General features: G+C 62.5%; 19 protein-coding genes. 12 read left to right on the forward strand and 7 right to left on the reverse strand.

The genetic code is table 11. The features are described 5' to 3' along the window. The first annotated feature begins 230 nt into the window (after positions 1 to 230). The 10 genes from ACI3KW_RS04240 (at position 231) to grxD (ending at position 8033) form a co-directional block, all read left to right on the forward strand. Positions 231 to 1313 carry an acyltransferase family protein gene (locus tag ACI3KW_RS04240; RefSeq protein WP_404847060.1) on the forward strand — a complete coding sequence of 361 codons (1083 nt, stop codon included), beginning with the start codon at positions 231 to 233 and terminating at the stop codon, positions 1311 to 1313. A 117-nt stretch (positions 1314 to 1430) separates the two neighbouring features. Then, positions 1431 to 2099, forward strand: coding sequence for a phosphoribosylformylglycinamidine synthase subunit PurQ (purQ, locus tag ACI3KW_RS04245; protein WP_404847061.1), 669 nt, complete (start codon positions 1431 to 1433; stop codon positions 2097 to 2099). A gap of 1 nt (position 2100) precedes the next feature. After that, positions 2101 to 2757 (forward strand): Pr6Pr family membrane protein, encoded by a 657-nt coding sequence (locus ACI3KW_RS04250; RefSeq protein WP_404847062.1) that lies wholly within the window; start codon positions 2101 to 2103, stop codon positions 2755 to 2757. Beyond that, positions 2750 to 3358, forward strand: a complete 609-nt coding sequence (locus tag ACI3KW_RS04255; protein ID WP_404847063.1) for a DJ-1/PfpI family protein — start codon at positions 2750 to 2752, stop codon at positions 3356 to 3358. Before ACI3KW_RS04250 ends, ACI3KW_RS04255 begins: the two co-directional genes overlap by 8 nt. Then, a complete protein-coding gene (gene purL, locus ACI3KW_RS04260; protein WP_404847064.1) occupies positions 3358 to 5583 on the forward strand; it encodes a phosphoribosylformylglycinamidine synthase subunit PurL in 2226 nt (741 codons plus the stop codon). Before ACI3KW_RS04255 ends, purL begins: the two co-directional genes overlap by 1 nt. An 88-nt stretch (positions 5584 to 5671) precedes the next feature. After that, positions 5672 to 6277: a hypothetical protein gene (locus ACI3KW_RS04265; protein WP_404847065.1), complete on the forward strand. Its 606-nt coding sequence runs from the start codon at positions 5672 to 5674 to the stop codon at positions 6275 to 6277. 93 nt (positions 6278 to 6370) lie between these two features. Beyond that, positions 6371 to 6604, forward strand: coding sequence for a BolA family protein (locus ACI3KW_RS04270; RefSeq protein ID WP_035098949.1), 234 nt, complete (start codon positions 6371 to 6373; stop codon positions 6602 to 6604). A gap of 4 nt (positions 6605 to 6608) precedes the next feature. Next, a complete protein-coding gene (locus tag ACI3KW_RS04275) occupies positions 6609 to 6923 on the forward strand; it encodes a DUF6665 family protein (protein WP_404847066.1) in 315 nt (104 codons plus the stop codon). Positions 6924 to 6945: 22 nt separating this feature from the next. Next, positions 6946 to 7572 carry an HAD family hydrolase gene (locus tag ACI3KW_RS04280; RefSeq protein ID WP_404847067.1) on the forward strand — a complete coding sequence of 209 codons (627 nt, stop codon included), beginning with the start codon at positions 6946 to 6948 and terminating at the stop codon, positions 7570 to 7572. 125 nt (positions 7573 to 7697) lie between these two features. Further along, complete coding sequence (gene grxD, locus ACI3KW_RS04285; RefSeq protein WP_113123613.1) at positions 7698 to 8033, forward strand: Grx4 family monothiol glutaredoxin; 336 nt, start codon at positions 7698 to 7700, stop codon at positions 8031 to 8033. 46 nt (positions 8034 to 8079) lie between these two features. On the opposite strand, the gene ACI3KW_RS04290 is transcribed toward grxD, so the two are convergent. Beyond that, positions 8080 to 8367: a Dabb family protein gene (locus ACI3KW_RS04290; protein ID WP_404847068.1), complete on the reverse strand. Its 288-nt coding sequence runs from the start codon at positions 8365 to 8367 to the stop codon at positions 8080 to 8082. Between the two features lie 149 nt (positions 8368 to 8516). Between ACI3KW_RS04290 and ACI3KW_RS04295 the strand changes: the two genes are divergently transcribed. Beyond that, a complete protein-coding gene (locus ACI3KW_RS04295; RefSeq protein WP_404847069.1) occupies positions 8517 to 9734 on the forward strand; it encodes an MFS transporter in 1218 nt (405 codons plus the stop codon). A gap of 5 nt (positions 9735 to 9739) precedes the next feature. Here ACI3KW_RS04295 and ACI3KW_RS04300 read toward each other — a convergent pair whose 3' ends face one another. Then, positions 9740 to 9904, reverse strand: coding sequence for a hypothetical protein (locus ACI3KW_RS04300; protein ID WP_162740459.1), 165 nt, complete (start codon positions 9902 to 9904; stop codon positions 9740 to 9742). Here ACI3KW_RS04300 and ACI3KW_RS04305 point away from each other — a divergent pair. After that, the gene (locus ACI3KW_RS04305; protein WP_404847070.1) at positions 9903 to 11093 is read left to right on the forward strand and encodes a multidrug effflux MFS transporter; all 1191 of its coding nucleotides are present in this window, start codon (positions 9903 to 9905) and stop codon (positions 11091 to 11093) included. The genes ACI3KW_RS04300 and ACI3KW_RS04305 overlap by 2 nt on opposite strands. Here the strand turns inward: ACI3KW_RS04305 and ACI3KW_RS04310 are convergent. From ACI3KW_RS04310 to ttcA, 5 genes are all read right to left on the reverse strand, one after another. Further along, complete coding sequence (locus ACI3KW_RS04310) at positions 11090 to 11719, reverse strand: ATP-dependent Clp protease proteolytic subunit (protein WP_404847071.1); 630 nt, start codon at positions 11717 to 11719, stop codon at positions 11090 to 11092. The genes ACI3KW_RS04305 and ACI3KW_RS04310 overlap by 4 nt on opposite strands. Before the next feature lie 86 nt (positions 11720 to 11805). Then, the gene (locus ACI3KW_RS04315; RefSeq protein ID WP_404847072.1) at positions 11806 to 12153 is read right to left on the reverse strand and encodes an SRPBCC domain-containing protein; all 348 of its coding nucleotides are present in this window, start codon (positions 12151 to 12153) and stop codon (positions 11806 to 11808) included. After that, positions 12150 to 12464, reverse strand: a complete 315-nt coding sequence (locus tag ACI3KW_RS04320) for a helix-turn-helix transcriptional regulator (RefSeq protein WP_113123619.1) — start codon at positions 12462 to 12464, stop codon at positions 12150 to 12152. Before ACI3KW_RS04320 ends, ACI3KW_RS04315 begins: the two co-directional genes overlap by 4 nt. Positions 12465 to 12666: 202 nt before the next feature. Beyond that, positions 12667 to 13485 carry an inositol monophosphatase family protein gene (locus ACI3KW_RS04325; RefSeq protein ID WP_404847073.1) on the reverse strand — a complete coding sequence of 273 codons (819 nt, stop codon included), beginning with the start codon at positions 13483 to 13485 and terminating at the stop codon, positions 12667 to 12669. Then, positions 13482 to 14354: a tRNA 2-thiocytidine(32) synthetase TtcA gene (gene ttcA / locus ACI3KW_RS04330; protein ID WP_404847074.1), complete on the reverse strand. Its 873-nt coding sequence runs from the start codon at positions 14352 to 14354 to the stop codon at positions 13482 to 13484. The genes ACI3KW_RS04325 and ttcA overlap by 4 nt, the downstream gene beginning before the upstream one ends. Positions 14355 to 14427: the final 73 nt, after the last annotated feature.

Consider the following 14427-nt stretch of genomic DNA (forward strand, 5'->3'; position numbering starts at 1 on the left):
AGGACCATATTGTCATGCTCAAGACCATCTCGCTCACAGTCATGTTCCTCGCTACCATGGGCCTGCTCTTCGCCGCTTATGCGTCCGTGCCCGTCTAGGGGTAAATGCTTGGGCGGGATTTAGCTAAATCCTTACCAGTTAAGCATTTCCATTAAGCCTTCACGCAGGCTTTTACGCTTCCGCTGATCATTGCCGCTATTATGCCCCGCAAGTTCTGGGGAGTTCTGGCAATGACTGGATCGGCAAGGCGCCTTGATTGGGTGGATATGGCCAAGGGCCTGTCCATTTTCCTCGTCGTGATGATGTATGCAGCCTCAAGCGTCGGCGAGGACACCGGCGGCGTCGGTGCCTTGCACTGGGCCATTGCCTTCGCCACTCCGTTCCGCATGCCCGAATTCTTTCTGATTTCCGGGCTGTTCCTGTCCCAGGTCATCGATCGCCCGTGGAAAGCCTTCGCCGACCGCCGCTTCGTGCATTACCTTTATTTCTACGTGCTCTGGGCGATCATCCACATCGTCTTCAAGACCGGCCTGCTCTCTGCCAATCCCGTTGGCGCCGTGAGCGAACTGGCCTGGGCCGTGGTCCAGCCCTATGGCGTGCTGTGGTTCATCTATATGCTGGCCGTCTGCGGCGCTGTTGCCAAGCTGTTGCACGATATCCGCGCGCCGCGTTGGGCCGTGTTCATCATTGCCGCCGTCCTGCAAATGGCCTCCATCCACACCGGCAGCTACGCCGTGGATCAGTTCGCGGCCTATTTCGTGTTCTTCTATTCCGGCTATGTCCTGGCGCCCCAATTGTTCCGCCTGGCCAACTGGGCTGGTGATAACGTCATTCTCGCCATTATCGGCCTCTTGGTCTGGGCCACGCTCAATGCTGCGCTGGTCTTCTCGCCCGGCTTTGCCATGCACCCGATCCACCCCGTGATGGGCATTGCCGGCTTGCCGGGCGTGCATCTCATCCTGGCCCTGGTCGGCACTTCAGCGCTCTGCACCATCGCCGCGCTCCTCACCCGCCTGCCCTGGATGAACTGGTTGCGATGGATGGGTAGTAAATCGCTGATCATCTATGTGGCTTTCGTGCTGCCCATGGGCATTGCCCGCACTGTGCTGATCAAGCTGGGCTTCATCGAGCCAACCCTGCTCAGCCTCGCCATCATGGCCATCGCCATTGTCTCGCCGCTGATCCTTTATTGGCTGGTGCTGCGCACCGGCTGGGGCGGCTTCCTGTTCGAGCGCCCCGCCTGGGCCCACCTGCCCGGCACCAGCGGATCGCGCCGCGAAGAACCCCGCGCAGTGCAAGCGCCGGCCGAATAGCAAACCACATCGCAAAGCGGGTCACAGGGGCGGGATATTGTATCTCGCCCCTTGCCTTTTTGCCCAAGACTCACGACAAGGGCCTCGCGCAACCCCAGACATAGCGAGGACCTGCCGATGAAATCAGCCGTCATCGTCTTCCCCGGCCTCAATCGCGACCGCGACATGATCGCGGCGCTCACCAAGATTTCCGGCACCGCCCCCCAGGTGGTCTGGCATCAGGATGCCGATTTGCCCGATGTCGACCTCGTCGTCATCCCCGGCGGCTTCTCCTATGGCGACTATCTGCGCTGCGGCGCCATCGCCGCCCGTTCGCCCATCATGGACAAGCTGCGCGAGCGCGCGGCCCAGGGCGTCAAGGTGCTGGGCGTTTGCAACGGCTTCCAGATCCTGATCGAAGCGGGCCTGCTGCCCGGCGCGTTGATGCGCAATATGAGCCTCAAATTCGTCTGCCGCGAGGTCAAGCTCGAAGTCGCCAATGCCGCGACCGACTTTACTCGCGGCTACAGCCAGGGCCAGATCATCCGCTGCCCGGTCGCCCACCACGATGGCAATTACTTCGCCGATGCCGACACCATTGCCCGCCTCGAAGGCAATGGCCAGGTGGCCTTCCGCTATGCCGAGGGCACCAATCCCAATGGCTCGATCAACGACATTGCCGGCATTTTCAACGAGCAGAAGAACGTGCTGGGCCTGATGCCCCACCCGGAAAACCTCATCGAAGCCGCGCATGGCGGCAGCGATGGTCGGGCTCTGTTCTCGGGATTGCTGGGCCAGGCGGCTTGAGATGACCCTGCGGGCGCCAGTCAAACCGCGGGTGCTGTTGACCTGGCTGGGGCTAGGGTTCGGCATGACCGGGTTGATCATGCAGTTCATCCTGTCGATGCAGGGGGCCGCCACCAATGGCCGTGATTTCCTGGGCTTTCTCGGGCATTTCTTCGCCTTCTACACCATCCTGACCAACATCGTCCTGGTGCTGATCTATCTCTCCGAAATCCTGCCCACGCCCCGCCTCGACCTGTTCCGCCGCCCCGTGACCCGGGGACTGATGGCCGCCAATATCGCGCTGGTCGGGCTCTATGTTTACTTCGTGCTGCGCTTCCTCGGCTCGCTGGATGGCGTGGCCCTGCTGGCCGACAACATCCTGCATTATCTGTGCCCCACGCTGTATCTGCTGTTTTGGCTGATAGCGCAGCGCCATGGCCAGCTCCGCTGGACCCAGCTGCCGATCATGCTGGCGCCGACGCTGGTCTATTTCCTCTACATTCTGGCGCGCGGCGTCTGGGTGCAGGAATATCCCTATCCCGTGCTCAACGTGGTCCAGCTCGGCTATGGGCAAGTGCTGCTCAACGCCCTCTTCATGGCCGCCGCCCTCGCGCTGCTTTGCATCGCGGTCATCACCGCCGACAAGCTCATTGCCCGAGGGGCATTGCGCCATGAGTGACGCCCCGCGCACCAGCGTCGCCATCGTCATTTTCGAGGGCGTCGAGGAACTCGACTTCATCGGCCCCTGGGAAGTGTTCAGGATGGCCGGACGGATGGGCGCGGCCGCCGATACCTTCACCATCGGCTGGCCGCAGACCAATATCCGCTGCGCCGAGGGACTTCGCGTCACCGCCGATCACACTTTCGACGACGCCCCGCACGCCGACATTGTCATTGTGCCAGGCGGCCGTGGCACGCGCCCCCTGGTGTCCGACACGGCCTTCATCGAACGCCTCCGACCCTATGTGGCGGCAGCGACCTGGCAGACCTCGGTCTGCACGGGCGCCGCGCTGATCGGCAAGGCTGGCTTCCTCGATGGCAAGCGCGCAACCACCCATTGGGGTGCCTTCGATTTCGTCCGCACCGCCGCACCACAGGCCATATTGCTGGAAAACCAGCGCTTTGTGCATGACGGCAACGTGGTGACCAGCGCCGGCATCTCGGCCGGTATCGATATGTCCTTGTGGCTGGTGGGACACCTGTTCGGCGAAGACATTGCTCGCGCCACCCAACGCCAAATGGAATATTTTCCAGAGCCTCCCTACGGAAACGCTGCCTGATGACCCTTCCCAACGACATCGTCATTACCCCCCAGCTGGTCGCCGATCATGGCCTCAAGCCCGATGAGTACGACAAGATTGTCGCGCTGATCGGCCGGGTGCCGACCTATACGGAGCTGGGGATTTTCTCGGCGATGTGGAACGAGCATTGCTCGTACAAGAGCTCCAAGAAATGGCTCAAGACCCTGCCCACCACCGGGCCGCGTGTCATTCAGGGCCCCGGCGAAAATGCCGGCGTGGTCGATATCGGCGACGGGCAGGCTGTGGTCTTCAAGATGGAGTCGCACAACCACCCCAGCTTCATCGAGCCCTATCAGGGCGCGGGGACCGGCATGGGCGGCATTCTGCGCGACGTCTTCACCATGGGCGCCCGCCCCGTCGCTGCGATGAACGCCCTGCGTTTCGGCGCGCCCGGTCATGAAAAGACCCGCCACCTCGTTTCCGGCGTCGTGGCTGGCATTGGCGGCTATGGCAATGCCTTTGGCGTGCCAACCGTGGGCGGCGAAGTCGAATTCGACGAGCGCTATAATGGCAATATCCTGGTCAATGCCTTCGCGGCGGGCCTGGCCGATACCGACAAGATTTTCTACTCCAAGGCCGAAGGCGTCGGCCTGCCCGTCGTCTATCTCGGCGCCAAGACCGGTCGCGATGGCGTGGGCGGCGCCACCATGGCCTCGGCCGAATTCGGCGACGATATCGATGAAAAGCGCCCCACCGTGCAGGTCGGCGACCCCTTCACCGAAAAGCGCCTGCTCGAAGCCTGCCTCGAACTGATGGCCACTGGCGCCGTCATCGCCATTCAGGACATGGGCGCGGCGGGCTTGACCTGTTCGGCTGTCGAAATGGGCGCCAAGGGCGATCTTGGGATCGAACTGGACCTCGACAAGGTGCCGGTACGCGAAACCCATATGACGGCCTATGAAATGATGCTCAGCGAAAGCCAGGAGCGCATGCTCATGGTGCTGCATCCCGAAAAGGAAGCCGAAGCCCGCGCCGTTTTCGTCAAGTGGGAACTCGACTTCGCCACTGTCGGCAAGACTACCGACGATCTGCGCTTCCGCGTGCTCTGGCAGGGCGATGAAGTCGCCAATCTGCCGATCAAGGATCTGGGCGACGAAGCGCCCGAATATGATCGCCCCTGGATCGAGTCGCCCAAGCCCGCCGCCCTCGCCGCCACCGACATCCCCCAGATGGACGTGGCCGATGCCCTGCTCAAGCTGATGGGCAGCCACCAGATCGCCTCGCGCCGCTGGGTCTATGAGCAATATGACACCCTGATCCAGGGCAATTCCCTGCAGCGTCCCGGCGGCGATGCCGGCGTCATCCGCGTCGAGGGCCATGACACCAAGGCCCTGGCCTTCACCTCGGACGTCACCCCGCGCTATTGCGAAGCCGACCCCTATGAAGGCGGCAAGCAGGCCGTGGCCGAAGCCTGGCGCAATCTGACCGCGACCGGCGCAGAGCCCCTCGCCGCCACCGATAATCTGAATTTCGGCAATCCCGAACGCCCCGAAATCATGGGCCAGCTCGTAGGCGCCGTGAAGGGCATTGGCGAAGCCTGCCGCGTGCTCGAATTCCCCATCGTTTCGGGCAATGTCAGCCTCTACAACGAAACCAATGGCCGCGGCATCCTGCCGACTCCCACCATTGGCGGCGTCGGCCTGCTGCCTGACTGGAACAGAATGGCCCGTATCGGCTTTGCCGCCGAAAATCAGGTCATCCTGCTGGTCGGCTCGCCCGCCGCGCGCGGCACCCATCTGGGCCAGTCCATCTATCTGCGCGATCTGTTCAGCCGCCGCGACGGCACGGCTCCTTCAGTCGATCTCGCTCACGAAAAGCGCACCGGCGACTTCGTCCGCAAGCTGATCCGCTCCGGCACGGCCACTGCCTGCCACGATCTGTCCGATGGTGGCCTTGCCGTGGGTCTGGCCGAAATGGCCATCGCCTCTGGCATCGGCGCCACCATTGTCGATCTCACCGACCAGAGCCCGATCCTGCAATATTTCGGCGAAGACCAGGGCCGTTACCTGCTGACCGTCAATCTCGACCCGCAGGGCGAGGAGATCACCGCGCTCTGGGCCGAAGCAAAAGCGCTGGGCATCCACGCTCCCTGGATCGGCACCACCGGTGGCGCCGATCTGGTGCTGGGCGCCGCCCGCCCCGTGCCCGTCCGCGACTTGGCCGCAGCGCATGAAGGCTGGTTCCCCAGCTACATGAACGGGTAAGGCTATCAATTAATCTGCCTGCCTTATGATCGCCGCTCTTTGGAGTGCTTTGGCACTCTGGGGCGGCGTTATCATTTCGGAGACGACCATGAATTTTCGACCGGCGATCAGTGGTCTAGCGGCATTGAGCATGGGCCTGCTGCCGGCCGCCGCCTATGCCCAGAGCGTCAACGTCACGCGCTCGATTCTGCAGGATCAGCCCTATACGGTGATCTACCCGGACGTCATGGTGCCCTCGGGCGGCGCCACCGAGCCACTGAACCTGACCCATCCCAGCGTGCCGCTGCAATGCGACATCACCATCGTGCCGGTGCAGGATACCGACTGGACCGCCCAAAGCGCGCTTTCCAGCCTCAATGACGGCGAAGTCACCGCCAGCTGGGCCAAGACTTTCCCCGGCTTCACCCTGGGCACCAAAACCACCACGCCCTACCAGAGCGGCCTCGCGCTGCTCTACGATGGCCAGAGCATCGACTCGCCCATGGGCATTCCGCTCACCATCGTGCACACCGAAGCGGTTGACACCGGGCGCGGCTATACGCTCGATTGCCTGTTCGCCACCGAGATCGCCGCCCAGGCTCGGCCCATTGTCGATTTCATCATCGCCAATTTCTCGACCCGCTCGGATGCCGAATGCTGCGTCGGCGCGGAAGCCAAATCCGTGGAAGTTGCCCCCATTGCCCCCACTCAATAGCAGCTTGGCGCAGCGCTCGTATTGAAGCGCCCTGCCTGGTGCCATATCTTGGTGGAGTCGGCGCTGTCGCCGGACTGACCAAGGAGTTGAGCAATGCCCATGGACGCCAACGAGATCGAGCGCCGCATCAAGGCCGCGTTGCCTGACGCCGATATTGATATTCGTGACCTGGCCGGCGACGGCGACCATTATGCCGCCACCGTCATTTCCGCCGCCTTCAAGGGCAAATCCCGCGTGCAGCAGCACCAGCTGGTCTATGCCGCCCTGCAGGGCGATATGGGCGGCGCGCTACACGCCCTGGCGCTCCAGACCAGCGCCCCCGAATAGACCGGTGTCGCTGCGCGACTCGCTCGAGCTGATCCGCATGGTCCGTCCCGAAGCCGGGACGGCTGCGCTCGAGCATGAAATCGCGGCTGAACGCGCCTCCGCGATCGGTGCCGCCGAGCGCAAGGTGATCGCGACCCTTGCCGCGCTGGCGGAGGCTCACAGCGAACCCGCCCTTGCAGCGGCCCGCCAGGCCGTCTGGGAATATTTCGTGCATCGCGAATTGATCGGTTTTCGGCGCCACAATGACGTGATTCAGGACCTCAGCATTCCCCGCCAAGTCCTTGCCGGCCTTGGCGCTTCGCCAGCCAGGGGCAAATGACCCTGCGCCACACGGAGCCCGCATGACCCGTGCCGTTTTCTTCGACGTGGATGGCGTGCTGATCCATGGCTTTCACGCCCGCCCCGACCTGACCCGCCGCTGGGATACGAACCTGCTGGCCGATATGGGCGTAGACCCAAAGCGGTTTGTCGATGAGTTCATCTTCGATATCTTCGTCAAGAAGGTCGTGACCGGCGAGATGTCGGTGATCGATGCCCTTGAGCGCCGCCTGCCCTCGCTGGGCTACAAGGGCTCGCCCGTGGCCTTTCACCACTATTGGCTGATCAACGACAGCGAACTCAATCAGCCGCTTCTCGACGGCATTCGCCAGCTCAAGCGCAAGGCCGATATCCGGCTCTACATCGCCACCAATCAGGAGCATCTGCGCGCGAGCTGGCTCTGGAGCCATCTGGGCCTCAATGAACTGTTTGACGACATGTTCTATTCGGCGCGCGTTGGTGTGCGCAAACCCGACCCGGCCTTTTTCGATTTCGCCATGAGCAAGATCGGCCCGCAGTCCGAACCGCCCCTCTTTTTCGACGACACGCCAAAAGTCATCGATGGCGCCCGCACTGCCGGTTGGGAGGCGGTGCTGTTCAACACGATCGATGACTTCACCAGCCACCCTTGGGTGGCCGAGCGACTTTAGCCATTCTGCTGACAACACTTGATCGGCAATTGACGATGGCAGGTCTCGACAGCGCCTCGTCAAGCTCCTATTTATGGACCAACGATTTTCCCGGCCCTCCCCCGGACCCTAGAAAGGCTGCCGCAATGACCGACATCAATGCATTCATCGACGACAAGGTGAAGAATAACGACATCTTCCTGTTCATGAAGGGCACACCGGACTTTCCGCAGTGTGGCTTCTCCGGACAGGTCGTGCAGATTCTGAGCTATCTGGGCGTCGACTATGGCAGCGCCAATGTGCTGGAAAGCGCCGAACTGCGCGACGGCATCAAGGCCTATACCAATTGGCCGACCATTCCCCAGCTCTACGTGAAGGGCGAATTCGTCGGTGGCGCTGATATCGTCCGCGAAATGTTCCAGGCCGGCGAACTGCAGACCCATCTCGAAAGCGCCGGCATCCCGGTCAAGCTTTCGGCCTGAACCAACTGCCAGTTACCAAAACGCCGGCCCCCGAGGCCGGCGTTTTCTATTTGGCCTCGAAATCTGCCGAAAGCCGCAATTCCCGCAGCGGTCGCACGCGCCGGGTTGCCTCGGCATAAGTGGGATGCGCCTTATAGGCTGCCAGTGCCGCCGCGTCGGCGAATTCGGCATAGACCACCACATCGACCTCGTTGGAAATCTGGTCCACCTTGCTGTTCCGCGACACCTCGAAATGGGTGCTGTGCGGAATGGTCCCAAGCAGGTTCAGCCCCTCGCAAATCGCGTCGAGATTGTCATCCGACTTGGCGGTGAAAAAGACGATATGGCGGATCACGCTCAGACTCCCGAATAGTGGCGCGACTTGTCGGTGTGATTGACGCAATGGTCAACCCATCACCAGTCTTGATAGATCCCATTCAGCAATATTGCTTTGCGTGATGATGTCGCGGGCGTAGATAGAACATCCATATCTGGATGCCCCTCATGACCTCATCGGCCCTGCGCCCTGCCGTTCCCCTGCTCGTCATCATCATTGCCGGCTGCGTCGTCGCGGCGATCGGCAATGGGATACGGACCAGTTTCGGCCTTTTCACCCTGCCGATGACCAGCGATCTGGGCCTCAGCCGCGAGGGTTGGGGCATGGCCATGGCCATCCAGAACCTGGCCTGGGGCATTGCGCAACCTTTCGCCGGCGCCTTTGCCGACCGGGTCGGGACCGCCCGCACGGTAGCCGCTGGCGCGGCCCTCTATGCGCTGGGCGTCGTGCTCATGGCCTTTTCGCCCAATGCCGCCATCATGACGCTGACCGGTGGCGTCATCACCGGTGTCGGCATTGCCGTCTGCTCGTTCAGCGTGGTCATGGCCGCCTTCGGCCGCGCCGTGCCGGCCGAAAAGCGCAGCCTGATCTTTGGCGTCGCCACTGCCGCCTCCTCGTTCGGGCAGTTTGCTTTTGCGCCGATCAGCCAAGGCTTCATCAATGCCTTTGGCTGGCAGACCGCCCTGATCTATCTCGGCGCCATGCTGCTGCTGATCATTCCGCTGTCCTATGCCCTGCGCGGCCGCAGCGAACGCACCGCGGGCCAGGTGGACATGCCGTTTCTGCAGGCCCTGTCCCGGGCCTGGGGCCATGGCTCCTATCGGCTGCTGGTGATCGGCTTCTTCGTCTGCGGCTTCCACCTTGCCTTCATCAATGTCCATATGCCCGCCTACCTGGTGCAATGCGGCCTCTCGCCCGAAGTCGGCAGCTGGACCATCGCCGTGATCGGCCTGTTCAACGTCGTCGGCAGCCTGTCGGCCGGGTATCTCGGAGGTCGCGTGCCCAAGCAGATCCTGCTCGCTTCCATCTACTTCCTGCGTGCCGTGGCCATTGGCCTTTTCATGCTGTTTCCGGTCACCGAGCTCACGGCCTACACTTTCGCTGCGGCCATGGGCCTGCTCTGGCTCTCGACCGTGCCACCGACGGCGGGCCTGGTCTCGGTGTTCTTCGGGCCCCGCTATATGGGCATGCTTTATGGCGTCGCCTTTTTCAGCCATCAGCTCGGCTCGTTCATGGGCGTCTGGCTGGGCGGCGTCGCCTTCGATCTGACCGGGCATTACGATCTGGTCTGGTATCTGGGCATTCTGCTCGGCCTGGGCTCGGCGGCATTGCATCTGCCGATCAACGACCGCACCGCGCCGGCCTTCGCTCTGAAACCGGCCTGATATCGTCATTTGCCGATTGAAGTCTTGCCAAAGCGGACCATGAGGTTCATGGTTCGCCCTGTCTTTCCGCCGCGCGTTTTGCCGTGGCCTGCCTGAGTTTCATTCATGTCCGACCATTTTTCGCGGGTTTTATCCCGTCCAGAATTCATTGCCCTGATGGCTGCGCTCATGGCGCTGAACGCTCTCGCCATCGACGTCATGCTGCCTGCCCTGCCCTATATGGGCGAAGCCCTGGGCATCAGCAGCGAGAACGAGCGCCAATATGTCATTTCCGCCTATATGATGGGTTTTGGTATCGCCCAGCTCGCTTTCGGGCCGCTATCGGACCGCTACGGCCGCCGGGCGCCGCTGTTGATCGGGATGGTCGTCTACATCATCGCGGCCGTCGCGGCGGTGTTTTCGCCGACCTTCGGCATCCTGCTGGCGCTGCGCTTCCTGCAGGGCATGGGCGCCGCCGGCACGCGCGTCATCGCCACCTCGATCGTGCGCGACATGTATTCGGGCCGCGCCATGGCCGAAGTCATGTCGCTGACCTTCATGGTCTTCATGGCCATCCCGATCATCGCGCCCGGCATTGGCCAGGTGCTGCTGCTGACCGGGCCATGGCACACCATTTTCCTGTTCATGGGTGGCCTTGCCGCCGTGTTCGGCCTCTGGGCCTTCATCCGCCTGCCCGAGACGCTGGCGCTGGGCAATCGCCGCGAACTGACGCTCGGCGCCATCCTTGATGGCTTCCGCATCGTGCTGACCAACCGCGTGGCCTTTTCCTACGGCCTGGCCGGCACCTTCACCTTCGGCGCCCTGTTCGGCTTCATCAGCTCGTCCCAGCAGATCTATGTCGATATCTATGGCCTTGGCGTCTATTTCCCCGTGGCCTTTGCCGCCGTGGCCGCGCTGATGGCCGTGTCATCCTTCACCAATTCGCGCATCGTCTCGCGCGTCGGCATGCGCCGCCTGTCGCATGGGGCCATGCTGGTGTTCACCGGCATGAGCGCCATCTGGCTGCTGCTGGCCTGGATCGGCTTCCTGCCGATCTGGCTGTTCCTGCCCATCCTGGCCGTCATCATGTTCTGCTTCGGCTGGGCCGCGTCGAATATGAATTCGCTGTCCATGGAGCCGCTGGGCTCGGTGGCGGGCACTGCCTCATCGGTGTTCGGTTTCATCCAGACCATTGGCGGTGCCTTGATCGGCGGCTTTATCGGCCAGCAGTTCAACGGCACGGTGGTGCCCGTCGCCGCCGGCTATTTCGTGATGGGTGTGCTGACGCTGATCTTTATCCTGATCGCCGAGAATGGGCGCCTGTTCGGCGTGGGCAGCGAAAATGCCCACACCGATATGAGCCATCACGCCGCGCACTAATCGTCGCTTGGCGGATTCGAAGCCTCGATCTCGCTACGATCACGATAGACGTGATCGACGAGACCCCAGGCCTTGGCCTGTTCCGGCGTCATGAAGTGGTCGCGCTCCAGCGCGGCCTCCACCTCCTCATAGGTCCGGCCACAATGCTTGGCGTAAAGACCATGGGTAAGGCGCTTCAGCCGCTGGCTTTCCTCGGCATGCAGCATGATATCGGTCACCTTGCCCTGATAGCCGCCGCTGGGTTGGTGCAGCATGATCGAGGCGCTGGGCAGGCAGACCCGGCTGCCGGGCGCGCCGGCCATCAGCAGCAATGTGCCGGCGGACATGGCCATGCCAAAGCACAGCGTGCCCACCGGCGCCTTGATGAACTGCATCGTGTCATACATGGCCAGCGCCGAGGTCACCACGCCACCGGGCGAGTTGATATAAAGGCTTATCTCCTTTTTCGGATTCTCCGCCTCAAGGAACAGCAGCTGCGCACAGACCAGCGCGGCCATATTGTCCTCGATCTCGCCATTGACGAAGATGATCCGCTCCCTCAGCAGCCGCGAAAAGATATCGAAAGACCGCTCCCCGCGGCTGGATTGCTCGACCACCATAGGGACGAGTTGCATCATGTCGCGCATCGGCGACCTCCGTTCTGATCTAGGTTCTAAAAATCCTTCCTTCTCCCCTCGTGGGAGAAGGTGCCCGAAGGGCGGATGAGAGGGGGCTACGCCGCCAGCATCAGCGGGCCAGCCAGATTGCTGTTGGCCGCCACCGGCATCACCACCGGCTCATGCGTCAGCCGGAACCAGGTGCGCCCGTCGGCCATGGGTTTGAGCTCGAAGGTGACGACGCTATCCTCGACGTCGCCAATGGCGCCCTGCCCGGCCTCGCGCCAGTGATAGCTCAGCGACTTATTCTCCTCGGCCGCCAGCATGGTCAGGTCGAGCGCTTCGCCCGATGCTGCATCCGGCACGAGCCACCGCTCGAGATATTCGGGGATGGTCAGCGCCCGCCACACCTTTTCCGGCGTCGCATCGAGCGCGCATTCATATACCAACGCCTCGTCCATCATTGGTCCATCTCCTTGAGCAGGTCCTTGAGCTGATCGATCCGCTGAGGCCAGAACGCGCGATGGCGCGCCAGCCAGCCATGCAAGGGCGCCAGCCCCGCCGGTTCGATCCGATAATTGACATAGCGCCCCTCGCGCCGCTCGCTGACCAGTCCCGCTTCGCGCAACACCGCCAGATGCTGGGACATGGCCGGCTGCGAAATGGCAAAGCCCTCGCGCAATTCGGTCGCCGTCATCTCGGCCGTCGCCAACCGCTCGAACACCGCTCGACGCGTCGGATCAGCCAGCACTTTAAAAATATCCGCTTCGCTCATGGACAATACATAAGCACAGACTTATGAGTCGAGCAAGGGGGCAAGCGATGCGTGCCGCGTTGCTCCCAACACCACCGTTCTCCCTCGGGCTCGACCCGAGGGTCTGTCGGGTTTGCACCAAGCGTTGTGTGTGCGGCGAGAGGCCCTCGGGTCGAGCCCGAGGGAGAATGGTGGGGAGGATGGATTGGGCTAGAGTCCCCCGCTAGTAGGTAAAAACCTCACGCCGCAATTGCTGCCAGCTGTCTTTGTCGGTGGCGATGATCAGACCGCCGTCGACGTGATGGGGCAGATAGGGCGAGCCGTCGAGCCGTGCGGCATAGCCGCCGGCTTCCTGCGCCATCAGCGTGCCGGCCAGATGATCCCAGGGCATCAGCTTGTTGTAGCAGAGGAATTGTGCGTGGCCGGAAACGAAGGTGCGGTATTCATGCCCTGCCACGCGATAGTTGGACACCACTCGGAGCTTGGCGAAATTGGCCAGCACCTGCGGGCGCGACTCGGCTGGCATGAAGGCCACCGAACAGCAGCCCACCATCTCCGCCAGCGGCAGCGGCTCAGCGATCTGCATCCGCACCGCCTCACCATCGGGCCGTCGCAGCCAGGCGCCGCTGCCCTTTTCGGCCATCATCCAATCATCGCCCATCGGGTCATAAATGATCCCGGCAATGGTCTCGCCCTTGGACACCACCGACGCCATCACGGCAAAGAGGGGCAGCCCGGCCGCATAATTGGCCGTGCCGTCGATCGGGTCGACCACAACGGCCAGGTCTGCTTCGGCCAGCGCATCCAGCAAAGCCGGATCGGCCGCGACGGATTCCTCGCCGACAAACAGCGCGTCGGGCGCCAGTTCAGCTACCCGCACCTTGATGAAGCGCTCGGCGGCCTCGTCGGCCTCGGTTACGAGATCGATTGCCGAGGTCTTGACCTTGACCATGCCCGCATCGAGCCGACGGAACCGCGGCAGCACTTCGGCCTTGGCCGCATCGCGCAGGATGGTGGCAAGCTTGCCGATATCAACACTCATAGTCCGGTCCTTCGTTCGAACAGCCCTGCAAAATCGAACAGTTTCGGATCGAGCATATGGCTAGGATTGACGTTGCCGAGCGCGCGGATCATCACGTCCTTGCGGCCGGGCATGCGTTTTTCGATGTCGGCAAGCATGGCTTTCATGGCATTGCGCTCCAGCCCATCCTGGCTGCCGCACAGATCGCAGGGGATGATCGGAAAGGCCATGGCGTCGGAAAACCGCTGCAGATCGTCTTCCGCACAATAGATCAGCGGCCGTAACACTTCGATGTCGCCCTCGTCATTGAGCAGGCGCGGCGGCATGGCCGCGAGCTTGCCGCCATGAAACAGGTTCATGAAGAAGGTTTCGAGACTGTCGTCGCGATGATGGCCCAGCACCAGCGCCGTGCAGCCCTCTTCCCGCGCAATGCGGTAGAGATTGCCGCGCCGCAATCGGCTGCATAGCGAGCAGTAGGTCGCCCCTGCTGGCAGCTTGTCCGTGACGATGGAATAGGTGTCCTTGTATTCAATCCGATGCGGAATCCCCAGCCCGCCCAGGAATTCGGGCAGGATATGCTTGGGAAAATTGGGCTGCCCCTGATCGAGATTGCAGACCAGCAATTCCACGGGCAATAGCCCGCGCCATTTGAGGTCCAGCAGCAGCGCCAGCATGCCATAGCTGTCCTTGCCGCCCGATAGCGCCACCAGCCATTTTTCCCCCGCCCGCACCATGGCGAACCGGTCCAGCGCCTCGCGCGTATTGCGGATCAGGCGCTTGCGCAGCTTGTTGAACTCCACACTGCGCGGCGCCCCGGCAAAAATCGGGTGCGCGCCGGATTCGGCTTCGTCGGCTTCGGCCTGGTGGGCGGCATCCATAACGGCGCTCATGGCAGAACTCTTGTGGCAATCATGTCGTAGCTGATATCGCCCCTGCCCCCGTGAGGAAAGCAAAACCGGCCTT

This window comes from Devosia sp. ZW T5_3, from assembly GCF_044987315.1.
Classification (GTDB): Bacteria; Pseudomonadota; Alphaproteobacteria; order Rhizobiales; family Devosiaceae; genus Devosia.

Excerpts from the sequence above, each read along its gene's own strand:
- ACI3KW_RS04240 (WP_404847060.1), top strand. The coding sequence starts at position 231 with ATGACTGGATCGGCAAGGCGCCTTGATTGGGTGGATATGGCCAAGGGC.
- ACI3KW_RS04280 (WP_404847067.1), top strand. The coding sequence starts at position 6,946 with ATGACCCGTGCCGTTTTCTTCGACGTGGATGGCGTGCTGATCCATGGC.
- ACI3KW_RS04315 (WP_404847072.1), bottom strand. The coding sequence starts at position 12,153 with ATGATGGACGAGGCGTTGGTATATGAATGCGCGCTCGATGCGACGCCG.
- purQ (WP_404847061.1), top strand. The coding sequence starts at position 1,431 with ATGAAATCAGCCGTCATCGTCTTCCCCGGCCTCAATCGCGACCGCGAC.
- ttcA (WP_404847074.1), bottom strand. The coding sequence starts at position 14,354 with ATGAGCGCCGTTATGGATGCCGCCCACCAGGCCGAAGCCGACGAAGCC.
- ACI3KW_RS04320 (WP_113123619.1), bottom strand. The coding sequence starts at position 12,464 with ATGAGCGAAGCGGATATTTTTAAAGTGCTGGCTGATCCGACGCGTCGA.
- ACI3KW_RS04295 (WP_404847069.1), top strand. The coding sequence starts at position 8,517 with ATGACCTCATCGGCCCTGCGCCCTGCCGTTCCCCTGCTCGTCATCATC.
- ACI3KW_RS04265 (WP_404847065.1), top strand. The coding sequence starts at position 5,672 with ATGAATTTTCGACCGGCGATCAGTGGTCTAGCGGCATTGAGCATGGGC.
- ACI3KW_RS04310 (WP_404847071.1), bottom strand. The coding sequence starts at position 11,719 with ATGCGCGACATGATGCAACTCGTCCCTATGGTGGTCGAGCAATCCAGC.
- purL (WP_404847064.1), top strand. The coding sequence starts at position 3,358 with ATGACCCTTCCCAACGACATCGTCATTACCCCCCAGCTGGTCGCCGAT.
- grxD (WP_113123613.1), top strand. The coding sequence starts at position 7,698 with ATGACCGACATCAATGCATTCATCGACGACAAGGTGAAGAATAACGAC.
- ACI3KW_RS04325 (WP_404847073.1), bottom strand. The coding sequence starts at position 13,485 with ATGAGTGTTGATATCGGCAAGCTTGCCACCATCCTGCGCGATGCGGCC.
- ACI3KW_RS04300 (WP_162740459.1), bottom strand. The coding sequence starts at position 9,904 with ATGAGCGCAGCCATCAGGGCAATGAATTCTGGACGGGATAAAACCCGC.
- ACI3KW_RS04305 (WP_404847070.1), top strand. The coding sequence starts at position 9,903 with ATGGCGCTGAACGCTCTCGCCATCGACGTCATGCTGCCTGCCCTGCCC.
- ACI3KW_RS04255 (WP_404847063.1), top strand. The coding sequence starts at position 2,750 with ATGAGTGACGCCCCGCGCACCAGCGTCGCCATCGTCATTTTCGAGGGC.
- ACI3KW_RS04250 (WP_404847062.1), top strand. The coding sequence starts at position 2,101 with ATGACCCTGCGGGCGCCAGTCAAACCGCGGGTGCTGTTGACCTGGCTG.
- ACI3KW_RS04270 (WP_035098949.1), top strand. The coding sequence starts at position 6,371 with ATGCCCATGGACGCCAACGAGATCGAGCGCCGCATCAAGGCCGCGTTG.